Here is a 12086-nt window from a genome sequence, read left to right as displayed (position 1 = left end):
AACTTGCCGAAGAAGAATGTCGCAGCGGGGGCGTAGCGAACTTGGGGCGGCCGCTGGAGTGTGAGATGAAGACGAGACTTGCCACCATTGCCCTGATCGGCGCCGCTCTGGCTACGTCGGGCTGCTCGCGCATCAAAGCGCAGCAGGGCTATCTGATCGATGAAACCCTGTTCACCTCGATCCTGCCGGGTGTGGACAATCGCGAATCGGTGTCGCGCACCTTGGGCCGGCCCACCTTCGCCGCCCAGTTCGATACCGGCAGCTGGTATTATGTCAGCCGCCTTACCGGACAATATGCCTTTGTCGCGCCGAAAACCCTGCAGCAACAGATCCTGATCGTCAGCTTCGATGAGCAGGGCAATGTGTCGACCGTGCAGCGCCGCGGCATGGAAAAGATCGCCCGCATCAACCCGGTTGACGACAAGACCGCAACGCTCGGCAAGTCGGAAAGCTTCTTCCAGGAACTGTTCGGCAACGTGGGCCAGGTCGGCGCCGGCGGCGGCCCGCTGGGCGGCCAGCCGACAGGACGCGACGGCCCGCGCTGAGCGGCGCTGCCGCGATGCGTCGTGCGTTCTTGTTGGCCGGCCTGATCGCCGCTCCGGCGCTCGCTGCCGATCCTGTCCCCGATCCCGTTGCCCAACCACGCCTTGAGGGCCGCTGGCTGGGCCTTGCCGCATCCGATGCGCCGGCCGGTCTGTGGTGGGCCAGCCCCGCCCGGCGCGATGCCGCCGGACCCGACACGCTGGCCGAAGCGCTGGCCAGCGTTCCGGGCCTGATTCTCATCCCTGCCCCTGGCAATGGCAGTGCCGCACTTATCGTGCGCCATGGCCGCAGCCAGCCTGATCTCGCCTTCGGCCCAGTGGCCCAACCCGGCGCGCCGCTGCTGCTCGCCGGCCTGTTCGATCATGATCTGTTGCTGGTGGCTCCTGCCGGCGGGCTGGCTGGCGCGGCCGGTGACATCAGCCTGTCGCTGCGCCGGCCGGGTGACCGCCTGGCAGGGCTTGGCGAATTTGCCGCCGGCGCGTTCGGCAGCCGCAGGGCGCAGGCGCGGATCGACGTGCCGGTGGCCAAGGGCGTGCGGCTGGGGCTCGGCGGCCATCTCCAGCATGATCTGGGCTGGCTTCGCAACACCACCACTGGTGAACGTCTCAACCGCGGCTTGCGCGCCGGCCTGGCGGGCACGCTCGACATCGATCTGGCCCCCTCGCTGAGCCTGGCGCTGACCAGCCTCTATGCCCGCAGCAAGGCCGGCAATCTGCCGGCCTTTGCCTGTGACCCAAACGCGCCGGCGAATTGCGATGGGCGCTTTGCCAGCACCGGGTCGGCCGATCTCGCTACGCAGCCGCCGGGCCAGCGCGCCGATGTGGCGTTGTATGATTTGCGGCTGGTGCATCAGCGTGCGACGCTGCGGCTGGAACTGATCGGCACGCTGGCGCGGCAGACCGGACAGCTTGGCCTTGATCTGGGTGAAGACAGGCGCCTGGCCGCGCCGGTTGGCGGCGGATATGGCCTGATTGCCCGCACGGTTGAGGACAGAACGGGGCTTGATCTGATCGGCCAGGCCGATCTGGGCGTGCTTATCCTGCGCGCCGGTGCCGGTCTCAGCGCGGCTGAGACAAGCCGTGATGCGGCCGACACGCTGGCCGGCCTGGTGCTCGCCGATCGCCGCATCAGCCAGAACCGCGACAGCGTTCATGGCTTTGGCCAGATGAGGCTGGAACCCGGCCACGGCCTGGCGCTTGAGGCCGGGGTGCGGGTGGACCGGCAGACGCTGGCGCTGGCCGTGAGCGACCGCCGCCCGGCCTGTGCGCCCAATGCCATAGCGTGCTTGGTGCCCGCTGGCCCGGCCCGGCAGCAACGCACGCTGGTTACCCCCGAATTAGCGCTGTCGTGGGCGCCGTCGCCGCAATGGCGGCTGTTTGCCCGCAGCGCTCGCAGCGCCCGGCTGCCGGGCTGGAACCTGCTGGCGCGCACCAGCGCCGAACTGGTTTTGCTGCCGGCGGAAACCGGCTGGCACCACCAGGTTGGGATGAAGGCCGAACTGTGGGATGGCCGGGTGCGGCTGGATGCCAGCGGCTTTGCGGCGCGGACGCGGGCCTTGGTTTCGCCGCTGTTCGGCATTGATCCGCTGGCGATGGCCTTGGCGGCGACCCTGCGGCTCGACATGACCAATCACGGGGCGGACGTGACGCTGGAAGCGCGACCGCTCGACCGGCTGGAACTGGCAGCGACGCTGGGTTGGCAGCAGGCGCGCTGGACTGGAGCCGTGCCGGCAACAGCGCCCATGCGCCCGCTCTATGCGCCCGACTCCACGGCCAGCCTGTCGGCGGCATGGCGGCAGCCGCTGGTCGGCACCGGTTCCGTGCTGGTGCCGCGCGTGGCCGCGCGCTGGCGCAGTGCCATGGCGGTTGGGCCGGCGCTCGGTTTGACCGACGGGATGTCGCCCGGCGGTTGGCAGGTGGCTGCAGCCCTGCAGCTGGAGATCCCCGATGGTGGCTGGCTGATGAGTCTGGAGTGCGAGAATTGCCTCGACCAGATGCTGACCGAAGGCGCGGTGGTCGGCCTGCCCACGCTGAATCCACCGCGCTGGTGGCAGCTGCGCTTCACGCGTCGTTTCTGACCGCCTGTTGCGATAGGGTCGAAAGTGGCACGAAAGTCACGTTCTGGCGTCTTTTCGCGCTATATTGCGGTGCGATGACAAAATTCCGCTTGCACCGTGGGGGACAAGCCCGCTTTAAGCCATTCATCAGGGGAAAACTGATGCAGGGTGCCCCCCGCGGGGCGTGTTTCACGAGAAGGGGATTTTATGGCCACTGAAGCCAAGAGCGGACGCAATACCTCGGCGCTGATGAAGCCGCTGACGCCGCAAGGCCCGCTCGCCGTCATCGTGGGTGCCAGCCCGCTGCCGCGCGGCCAGGTTGTTGCCAAGGTGTGGGATTATATCCGCGCCAACAACCTGCAAAAGCCGACCGACAAGCGCGTTATCGTGGCCGATGCCAAGCTGAAGGCTGTGTTCGGCAAGGACGAATGCACCATGTTCGAAATGAACAAGTTCATCGCCCAATATCTGAAGTAAGATCTTCGGAAACTTCATGCGTGGGGCGCTGCCGGGTATGGCCCGGCAGCGCCCCTTTCGCGTTCAGCTGTCCAGTTTGCGGAAGCGGGCGATGAAGAAGCCGTCGATACCGCCCTCCACCTGGCCGGGCAGGGTGCGCACCCAGCCGTCTGCAGCGGGCATGAGGCCGGCCGGCAGTTCGCTGGCCTCGATCATCTCGCGCGGCAGGCCGGCAATCACGCGCTCGGCAATGCGCTCGCCTTCCTGCGGGAACAGGCTGCAAGTGGCATAGATCAGCCGGCCGCCGGGTTTCAGCCAGGCCGCTGCGCGGCGCAGCAAGGCGGCCTGTAACAGCGTGACGGGCGCGAGATCGGTGGTGCCTTTCAGGTGCAGAACGTCGGGATGGCGGCGGAAGATGCCGGTTGCCGAACAGGGCGCATCAATCAGGATATGATCGAACAGCTCCTCCGGTTGCCAGCGCAGTGCATCGGCGGCAACCAGATCGGCGGTGAGCCCGGTGCGGGCCAGATTCTCGCGCACGCGTTCCAGCCGGTGATCGGACACGTCAAGCGCGGTGACATGGCAGCCGCGCGCCGCCAGTTGCAGTGTCTTGCCACCCGGTGCCGCGCACAGATCAAGCACGCGGTCACCCGCCTTGGCCGGCAGCAGCCGCGCCGGGAGGCTGGCGGCGAGATCCTGCACCCACCAGGCGCCTTCGGCAAAGCCGGGCCATTCGGTAATGCTGCCCTTGCGCGCAGTGCGGACATGGCCGGAGGCCAGGCTGATGCCCTCCAGCGCCTGCGCCCAGTGTTCGGTCTGCGACGGGTCTTTCAGGGTCAGATCGGTCGCCGGTTCTTCGGCCAGCGCGGCACTGGCGGCTTCGGCGACGGCGACACCCCAATCGCGCGCCCAATAGACATCGAACGGATCGGGCAGGCGCGGCGTTGGCGGCAAGGTGGCCGGGCGGCGGATCAGGCTGCCGAGAACGCCATGCACCAGCCGGCGCGGCCCGCCTTCCACCAGCGGCAGCGCGGTGGCGACGACGGCGTGCGGCGGCGTTTCCAGCTTCAGCCAGCCGGCCAGCGCGACGCGCAGCGCATGGCGGGCGCGGGCATCGACGGGCAGCGGACGCGGCGTGGCGCTGTCGATCAGCGCGTCCAGTTCCGGCAGCCAGCGCAGCACGGTCAACGCCAGTAGCCGGGCGAGACCGCGATCCTGCGGCAGCGGCAGATCATCGGCGTGGCTGGTGGCGGCATCGAAGGGCGCGCCGCGATCGAGCACCGCCTGCACGATTTTGAGTGCGGCGCGTCGGGCGGCGACGCCAGTATCATCGCGATTGGTGGTCGGGCGGCCAGAGCGTTCCGGCTTGCGTTCGGGTTTGCGGGGGTTGTTCATGCTCGCGCCCCTTGCCGCAAATGGGGGCGCTTTCCCACCTATTTCCGCCTTCCAAGGAAATTGCCGATCACCTTGAAATAGGAAACCGGGAACAGCCGCACCATCCAATCGATGAACTTCGCATCCGGGCCGATCAGCACGCGGGTGCTGCGTTTGGCCATGCCGGTGACGATCGTTTCGGCGGCCTGCTCGGGCGTTGTCGGCGCGTTCTTCTCGAATTCGGCGGCGAAATCGGTGTTTGGATCCTGCCCGGGCAGCAGGGCGATCTGCTTGCTGTTCTTCGCGACGTTGGTCTTGATGCCACCGGGGTGGACGCGGATCACGGCGACATTGGGATCGGTCACCGCCAGTTCCAGCGCCATGGCTTCGGTGAGCCCGCGCACCGCATATTTGCTGGCGTTATAGGCGCTCTGGGTGGGGTAGCCCATCATGCCGAACACGCTGGAAATATTGACGATCCAGCCCACGCCGTCCTTGGCGGCGCTGGACCTGACATGCGGCAGCGCCGCACGGCAGCCGGCGACCACGGCATTGAAGTTAACGTTCATCACCCGGTCGAAATCCGCTTCCGGGCAATCGGCAAAGGGCGCCACCACGCTGAGCCCGGCATTGTTGATGATGCCATCCAGCTTGCCGAAATCCGTCACCGCGCCCGCAACCCAGGCGTTGAGCGCAGCCGTGTCGGTCACATCCAGCGCCGTGATGCTTGCCGGCCGATTGCCGAGCAGCCGCTTGGTCTCCGCCAAGCCGTCCGCATCCTTGTCGGCCAGCGCCAGCACCGCGCCGCGCCCCGCCAGGTTCAGCGCCAACGCCCGCCCGATGCCGCTGCCGGCGCCGGTAATGGCGATCACCTTGTTTTCGAACATGCGGCTCCCCTGCTTCGCTTCACCCCATTGCTAACAGGCGGCCGGCGGTGGCAACACTGGCTTATGGACAAGGACAAGCTCACACCCGATCCGCGCCACAAGCAGCCGGAAGCCCCACCGCCGCCACCGACCGACAAGGAAGTGGGCGGTCGCAAGGGCCCCGATCCGGTGCGCTATGGCGATTGGGAAAAGGGTGGCATCGCCGTCGACTTTTGAGATTGCGCGCTATTCTGCCTTCAATGGCCGCGCCAGCAGGGCGCTGATCGTTTCCCGCACGGGAGCCCCGGCAAGCAGGGCGGCCACGGCGGCAGAGATCGGCATTTCGACCCCGGCGGCGCGGGCGGCTTCCACCAGCACGGGCGCAGTGGCGGCACCTTCCGCAACGGCGGGCCCGGCAAGCAGTTCGGCGATGGCGCGGCCCTGGCCCAGGCCCACACCCAGGCGGAAATTCCGGCTGTTTTCGGAACTGCAGGTCAGCACGAGATCGCCCAGGCCCGACAGGCCAGCCAGTGTTTCGGCGCGGGCGCCGCGGGCGATGCCAAAGCGGGTCATTTCGGCAAAGCCGCGCGCAATCAGCGCTGCGCGGGCGTTGAGACCCAGGCCAGCGCCCTCCACAACCCCGCAGGCGATGGCGAGCACGTTCTTCACCGCGCCGCCGATCTCGGCCCCCACCACGTCGTCGGATTGGTAAAGCCGGAACGTCGGACGGGCCATGGCGGCCACCAGCCGTTCGCCCAGCGCGCTGTCAGAGCAGGCCAGCGTGATGGCGCAGGGCAGGCCCTTGGCGACTTCGGCCGCGAAACTTGGGCCGGAAAGCACGGCGATCGGGTTGGGCACGAGATCGCGGGCCACCTCCACCATCAGGTCATGGCTGCCGGCCTCGATGCCCTTGGCGCACAGCACCAGCGGCGTGGCGGCGGGGATGGCGGCTTGGCTGAGGACGGCGCGCAGATGCTGAGCGGGGACGACGAGAAGGATGATGTCGCAGCCGGCCATGTCGGAGAGGTTGGTGGTCGCCGTGATGCCGGCGGGCAGCTTGATGCCGGGCAGGAAGACCGGGTTTTCGCGAGACGTGTTGATCGCGGAGACGACATCAGCTTCGCGCGCCCACAGTGTCACCGGGCTATTGCCGGCCAAGGTGCTGGCCAGTGCCGTGCCCCAGGCGCCGGCACCGATCACGCCGAATGTGGTCACGCCTTCACCCCCGCCCCGCGCACGGTTTCGGCACTGGGATCCAGCGGCCAGCGCGGGCGGGCGGGGGCGTGAAGATCGTCCACGTCGCCCGTCCTGAGTCGCTCCAGCCCGGCCCAGGCGATCATCGCGCCATTGTCGGTGCACAGCCACATTGGCGGGGCGACGAAGGGCAGGCCATGGGTGGCGGCAAGACTGGCCAGTGCCGTGCGAATGGCCTGATTGGCGGCGACCCCGCCGGCGACCACCAGCGCGGTGGCTTCCGGAAAGGCGGCGATGGCGCGCGCCGTGCGGTCGGTCAGGCAATCGCAGGCGGCTTGCTGGAAGCTGGCGGCGAGATCGGCGATGTCCTGCCCTGTCGGTTCCGCAATGGCGGCGCGGGCGCGCAGCACGGCGGATTTCAGGCCGGCGAAGGAGAAATGCGGTTCGTCACTGCCCACCAGCGGGCGCGGCAGGGCAAAGCGCGGCGTGCCGTTTTTGGCCGCCCGTTCCAGCGCCGGGCCGCCGGGAAAGCCCAGGTCCAGTACCTTGGCGGACTTGTCGAAAGCTTCGCCCACCGCATCGTCGATGGTCGTGGCCAACCGCCGATAGCGGCCAACACCTTCGACGCCGAGCAACTGGCAATGGCCACCCGACACCAGCAGCAGCAGATAGGGGAATTGCAGGCGCGCGTCGGCCAGCCGTGGGCTGAGCGCGTGGCCTTCGAGGTGATTGACGGCGATCAGCGGTTTGCCCGCGGCAAAGGCCAGTGCCTTGGCGGTGACCAGCCCGACCATCACGCCGCCGATCAGGCCTGGCCCGGCGGTGCCGGCGATAGCGTCCACGTCTGCAAGTGCGATGCCGGCTTCGACCAATACTGTCTCCACCATCGGCGCCAGCCGGTCGGCATGGGCGCGGGCAGCGAGTTCGGGCACCACGCCGCCGAACCGTTCATGGGCTTCGTTCTGGCTGGCGATGCGCTGGGCCAGGATGGTACGATCACCGCGCACCAGGGCCACCGCGGTTTCATCGCAGCTGGATTCGATGCCAAGAACGAGCGAATTGTTCACGTGGTTGACCTAGGGCCAGTCTTGCCAATCCGCAACCGTCGCGCCATGGCTGCGGTCATGAGCTTCAAGATTGGCACCCGTGGTTCCCCGCTTGCATTGGCGCAAGCCAACATGACGGCTGACGCCCTGAAGGCCGCCCACGGCTGGGGCGAGGCCGATGTGGAAATCATCATCATCCACACCACCGGCGACAAGGTGCAGGACCGGGCGCTGGCCGAAATCGGCGGCAAGGCGCTGTGGACCAAGGAGCTGGACGCCGCCCTGATGGACGGCCGAATCGATATCGGCGTGCATTCGATGAAGGACGTCGAAACCCTGCTGAAAGACGGTATCGCGCTCGCCGCCATGCTGCCGCGCGCTGATGTGCGGGAGCGCTTGATCGGGGCGACGAGCATTTCTGCTCTGCCGCAGGGTGCGCGCATCGGCACCTCAAGCCCGCGCCGGGCGGCGCAGTTGAAGGCGAAGCGGCCGGATCTGGTGACCGAAATCCTGCGCGGTAACGTTGCGCGCCGGCTGGCCCAGGTTGAAGCGGGCGTTATCGATGCCACACTGCTGGCCGCCGCCGGCCTCGACCGGCTGGGTCAGACGGTCGGCAGCCTCATCGAGCTCGACGAGATGCTCCCTGCCAGTGCGCAGGGCGCCGTGGGCATCACCGCCCGCGACGGCGATGAAGCGACGCTGGCGCGGTTGGAACCGATCAACCACCTGCCCACCTTCCAGTGTGTGAGCATCGAACGCGCCTTTCTGGCGGCACTGGGCGGCACCTGCCATTCGCCGGTGGCGGCGCTGGCCCGGCTGGAAGGCGAAGGCGTCACGTTCCGCGGCCAGATCCTCGCCGAAGACGGCAGCGAGTGCCAGGAGGGCGGCTTCAACGCATCGCTGCACGAAGCGCACGAGCGGGTAGCCGAACTGGCTGCCGAATTGCTTGGCCGCGCCGGGCCGGCGGTGCGCGGGCTGTTCACCGCCTGATGCGCATCCTGGTTGTCCGCCCGCAGCCGGGTGCGGACGCGACTGCCGCCCGGCTGGCGGCGCTGGGGCATGAAGCGGTGGTGCAGTCGCTACTGGAAACGCGCCCCCTTCCGTGGGTGGTGCCAACAGCGCTGCCCGATGCCGTGATATTGTCGAGCGCGGCGGCGGTGCGTCATGCCGGCGCGCAGGCCGATGCACTAAAGGCGGTGTCCGCCCATGCGGTGGGGGAAGCAACTGCCAGGGCTGCGCGTGCGGCAGGTTGGATCGATGTCAGCACCGGGCCGGGAACGATGCAGGCACTGCTCGATGGTCTTGCGGCTGGGCAGTATCTGCATCTGGCCGGCGCTGATGTGACGGCAGTGGTGGTGCCGCCCGGCCTGTGCCTCACCCGCATCGCCGTCTATGAAACGCCGCTGCAGCCGTTGCCGGCCTTGCCCGATATTGCAGCCGTGCTGCTGCACTCACCGCGCACGGCCGGCCAGTTTGCAGCGGAATGGGATCGGCTTGGTGGCCGGCGCGCAGCGCTGGCGCTGTTTGCCATCAGCCCAGCCACGCTGGCAGCGGCGGGCGGCGGCTGGGGCAGCGCCGTCGCCGCGCCGAAGCCGAACGATGTGGCCCTGCTGGCGATGCTGCCCAAAGCCTTGTAGGAAGGCGCCATGAACGATCCTTTCGACCGCAGCGACATCGGGGAATCGAGCTTGGCCGCCACCGAACGGCTGCGCGCCCGGCTGATGGCGCCGGGGCCGGCGCGCGCGCAGCAGACTGCGCGGCGCGGCGGTTTTGCCTGGGCGATTGCGGCGGCCCTGTTCGCCTTTGCTGCCGGGCTGATTGCCAACCCGTGGTTCGAACAGGCGGTGCGCGGCCGGCTGCCGTTCGTGGTGGCGGCAAGCAGTGGCGAGGCCGATGCGTTGGAAAAGCGGCTGGCGGCGCTGGAACGCGCCCGGGGGGCGGCGCCGGTGGTGCCATCGGAGCGGCTGGCCCGCACCGAAGCCAAGGTGGAAAGCAGCACCGATCAGATCCAGCGCGATGCCGAGCGCATCGATGAACTCAACCGCCAGTTCGCCCGGCTGGCCGAACGATTGGCGGCCACGGAAGCCCGCGACGCCAGCGTGGTCGCCGCTGCGCAGGGTGCCGCCGATCGGGCTGAATCGATGCTCACCGTGCTGTTGCTGCGCCGCGCAGTAGAAGATGGCCGTTCGCTCGATGCGCTGCTGCCGGCCACGCGCCGGCTGTTTGGCGAGCAATATGCCGACGAAGTGGCGGCACTGGAGGCGCTGTCGGCCGCGCCGGCGACGCGGTTGCAACTGGCACGGCAACTGGCCGGGCTTTCGGATGCCGGGCCGGGCTCCACGCGGCCCGATTGGTGGCAGGCCTTCATGCGGCGGGTGGAAACCACCTTTTCCGCCAGCGAAGGTGCTGGCCCGGTGGCACAGGCGCAAGGCTTGATGGCGCGCGGCAATGTGGCGGCGGCGGCGGCCGCACTGCGCCGGTCGACGGCGCTGCGCGGCAATGCCACGGTGCGTGGCTGGCTGGCGGCTGCGGATCGCCTGTTGGCCGGCGAGACCGCGCTGGTGGCACTGGAGGCTGCTGCCGCTGCGCCGCTGCCGGCACCAGTCGCTGTCACTGCGCCAACGCGTTGAGCGATACCGCATCCCCGCGTGCAACAAGGGCCTGGGCGCTGGCCCAGGCGGTGCGTGATCCCTATGTGATCCTGATCACCATCTACATCTTCATGCCGTGGTTCGTGCGCGCCGTGGTGGGCGATCCGGTGCAGGGCCAGGCGCTGGTGGCACAGGGCGGCAAATGGGGAGGCTGGGCAGTGATGCTGTCCATGCCGCTTCTGGGCGCCACGATCGACCGGTTGGGGCCACGCAAGCCGCTGCTGGCGCCGGTCGTGCTGGCAATGGTGGTGATCACGACCAGCCTGTGGTGGGTGATGCCGGCCGGCCATGCCGGGCTGGGCGTGATGTGGGTGATCGGCGCCGGCGCGGTGATGACCTGGCTGTTTTCCGCACACGAGATGCTGCACAATGCGCTGCTGGTGCCGGCGGCCGGCCATGCCGGGGTGGCGCAGGCCAGCGGGCTGGGGCTGGCCGGCGGCAATGCCATGAGCGTGGGGCTGCTGCTGTTCGTGCTGCTGGCCTTTGCGCTGCCGGGATCGGTGGATTGGGCCTTCGTGCCGGCCACCCCATTGCTGGGCCTTGATCCGGCGCTGGGCGAACCGGCGCGCATCACCGGGCCCATCGTGGGGGCGCTGATGCTTGTGGGCAGCATCCCGTTGTTCCGATCCGTGCCCGACATGCCGCGCACCAGTGCCCGGCTGGGCGCCGCGCTGGTGGGCGGCGCCAACGATCTGTGGCGGTTGCTGCGCGATGTGCGCGGCAATGCCAATCCCCTGCTCTATCTGCTGGCGCGGATGATTTTTACCGACGGTCTCACCGCTATCCTGCTGTTTGGCGGCATCTATGCGGCCGGCACCATGGGCTGGGGCACGTTGCCGATGCTGGGCTATGGCATCGTGCTCAGTTGTGCGGCGGTGGCGGGTGGCCTGCTGGCGCCGCGGCTGGATGGCTGGCTGGGGCCGCGCCATGCCTTGATGCTGGAACTGCTGCTGCTGATTGTCTTGCAATCACTGGTGCTGGGGATGGGGCAGGATCGCATCCTTTTCCAGCCGGCTGCGGCCACGCCAATCTGGGACGCGCCGATGTTCACCACCCTGCCGGAACTGGTGTTCTTGGGCCTGGGTTGCGGCCTCGCCATCACCGTCACGGCGGCCTATGCGTCGTCACGCACGCTGCTTACCCGGCTGGTGCCGCCAGACAGGCTGGGGGCATTTTTCGGGCTTTATGCCTTGTCGGGCACCGCCACCATGTGGCTGGGGCCGCTGCTGGTAGAGCAGGCGACTCGCATCGGCGGCAGCCAGGCGGCCGGCTTCGTGCCGGTGATCGGCCTGCTGGCGGTGGGGTTGGCGCTGCTGCTGTTCGTGCGCGGCGGCGGGAAGCTTTAGCCTTCGATCTTCTCGCGCGCGTAAGTGCCCCACATCTGGCCGCGCAGGATGTAACCGGATTTGCCATCCTTGCTCACCCGGCACCAGATATCCTCGCACAGGGTGATGTTCACCACCGCGCCTGGTGCGATCCGCCAGGCGATGCGGCTCTTCATGTCGGGCGCGACGTAGAGCAAGCGCTGCTGATCCCGCACCATGCCGGTGCGCTGCCCGGTGAGCAGCGCCTTGTTCATCCAGCCGATGGTGCCATCGGGATCGCGCACCTGCCGCCAGATCTCATATTCCTTGAGGATTTCCATCGGCAGGCCGGGGCGCTTGTATTCCCACAGGATGGGAAAACGCTCGCCCGGGCCAGATCGCATCATGGCGCTGCCGCCCTTGATCGAGACAAAGCGTGGTTTTGGCAAATCGGTGGTGCCATCGGCGAATTCGGCGGCGAACACCGGGCTCGCGATGAGCGCAATTGACAGGAGCAGGGCGGTCTTCATGGGCCTTCCTCTTGACCGTTTGGCCGTTGCCGCGCAAGCCTTGCCCATCGCTGCGAACCTGAATTC

General features: G+C 68.3%; 13 protein-coding genes. 8 read left to right on the top strand and 5 right to left on the bottom strand.

Going from position 1 to position 12086, the window contains the following annotated elements:
* Window positions 1-65: 65 nt before the first annotated feature.
* The 3 genes from RT662_RS01725 to RT662_RS01715 all read left to right on the top strand — a co-directional run bounded on the left by RT662_RS01725 (window position 66) and on the right by RT662_RS01715 (window position 3076).
* Window positions 66-545, top strand: coding sequence for an outer membrane protein assembly factor BamE (locus RT662_RS01725; protein WP_313668634.1), 480 nt, complete (start codon window positions 66-68; stop codon window positions 543-545).
* A gap of 14 nt (window positions 546-559) precedes the next feature.
* Window positions 560-2620: a TonB-dependent receptor gene (locus tag RT662_RS01720; RefSeq protein WP_313668633.1), complete on the top strand. Its 2061-nt coding sequence runs from the start codon at window positions 560-562 to the stop codon at window positions 2618-2620.
* A gap of 186 nt (window positions 2621-2806) precedes the next feature.
* Window positions 2807-3076, top strand: coding sequence for an SWIB/MDM2 domain-containing protein (locus RT662_RS01715; RefSeq protein WP_313668631.1), 270 nt, complete (start codon window positions 2807-2809; stop codon window positions 3074-3076).
* 63 nt (window positions 3077-3139) lie between these two features.
* Here the strand turns inward: RT662_RS01715 and RT662_RS01710 are convergent, their stop codons facing one another.
* Together RT662_RS01710 and RT662_RS01705 are read right to left on the bottom strand one after the other, a co-directional pair.
* Window positions 3140-4450 (bottom strand): RsmB/NOP family class I SAM-dependent RNA methyltransferase, encoded by a 1311-nt coding sequence (locus tag RT662_RS01710; protein ID WP_313668629.1) that lies wholly within the window; start codon window positions 4448-4450, stop codon window positions 3140-3142.
* A 38-nt stretch (window positions 4451-4488) separates the two neighbouring features.
* On the bottom strand, window positions 4489-5316 hold the full coding sequence (locus RT662_RS01705; protein WP_313668628.1) for an SDR family oxidoreductase: 828 nt from the start codon (window positions 5314-5316) through the stop codon (window positions 4489-4491).
* Between the two features lie 63 nt (window positions 5317-5379).
* Here RT662_RS01705 and RT662_RS01700 point away from each other — a divergent pair, with 63 nt between their 5' ends.
* Window positions 5380-5532: a DUF1674 domain-containing protein gene (locus RT662_RS01700; protein WP_313668625.1), complete on the top strand. Its 153-nt coding sequence runs from the start codon at window positions 5380-5382 to the stop codon at window positions 5530-5532.
* Window positions 5533-5541: 9 nt separating this feature from the next.
* Here RT662_RS01700 and RT662_RS01695 read toward each other — a convergent pair whose 3' ends face one another.
* Together RT662_RS01695 and tsaD are read right to left on the bottom strand one after the other, a co-directional pair.
* Window positions 5542-6510, bottom strand: a complete 969-nt coding sequence (locus tag RT662_RS01695; RefSeq protein ID WP_313668623.1) for an NAD(P)H-dependent glycerol-3-phosphate dehydrogenase — start codon at window positions 6508-6510, stop codon at window positions 5542-5544.
* Window positions 6507-7556: a tRNA (adenosine(37)-N6)-threonylcarbamoyltransferase complex transferase subunit TsaD gene (tsaD, locus tag RT662_RS01690; RefSeq protein ID WP_313668621.1), complete on the bottom strand. Its 1050-nt coding sequence runs from the start codon at window positions 7554-7556 to the stop codon at window positions 6507-6509. The genes RT662_RS01695 and tsaD overlap by 4 nt, the downstream gene beginning before the upstream one ends.
* Before the next feature lie 57 nt (window positions 7557-7613).
* Here tsaD and hemC point away from each other — a divergent pair, with 57 nt between their 5' ends.
* The 4 genes from hemC to RT662_RS01670 are packed head-to-tail and all read left to right on the top strand — an operon-like array spanning window position 7614 to window position 11532.
* Window positions 7614-8525 (top strand): hydroxymethylbilane synthase, encoded by a 912-nt coding sequence (gene hemC / locus RT662_RS01685; protein ID WP_313668619.1) that lies wholly within the window; start codon window positions 7614-7616, stop codon window positions 8523-8525.
* Window positions 8525-9172: a uroporphyrinogen-III synthase gene (locus RT662_RS01680; RefSeq protein WP_313668617.1), complete on the top strand. Its 648-nt coding sequence runs from the start codon at window positions 8525-8527 to the stop codon at window positions 9170-9172. Before hemC ends, RT662_RS01680 begins: the two co-directional genes overlap by 1 nt.
* Window positions 9173-9181: 9 nt before the next feature.
* Window positions 9182-10165: a hypothetical protein gene (locus tag RT662_RS01675; protein WP_313668615.1), complete on the top strand. Its 984-nt coding sequence runs from the start codon at window positions 9182-9184 to the stop codon at window positions 10163-10165.
* Entirely contained in the window at window positions 10162-11532 is a 1371-nt protein-coding gene (locus tag RT662_RS01670) for an MFS transporter (protein WP_313668614.1), read from the top strand. The genes RT662_RS01675 and RT662_RS01670 overlap by 4 nt, the downstream gene beginning before the upstream one ends.
* Here the strand turns inward: RT662_RS01670 and RT662_RS01665 are convergent.
* Window positions 11529-12020 carry an SH3 domain-containing protein gene (locus tag RT662_RS01665; RefSeq protein ID WP_313668613.1) on the bottom strand — a complete coding sequence of 164 codons (492 nt, stop codon included), beginning with the start codon at window positions 12018-12020 and terminating at the stop codon, window positions 11529-11531. The genes RT662_RS01670 and RT662_RS01665 overlap by 4 nt on opposite strands.
* Between the last annotated feature and the right edge of the window lie 66 nt (window positions 12021-12086).

Source organism: Sandarakinorhabdus sp., from assembly GCF_032115815.1.
Classification (GTDB): Bacteria; Pseudomonadota; Alphaproteobacteria; order Sphingomonadales; family Sphingomonadaceae; genus Sandarakinorhabdus.
This window is presented reverse-complemented; position numbering and strand designations above follow the sequence as displayed.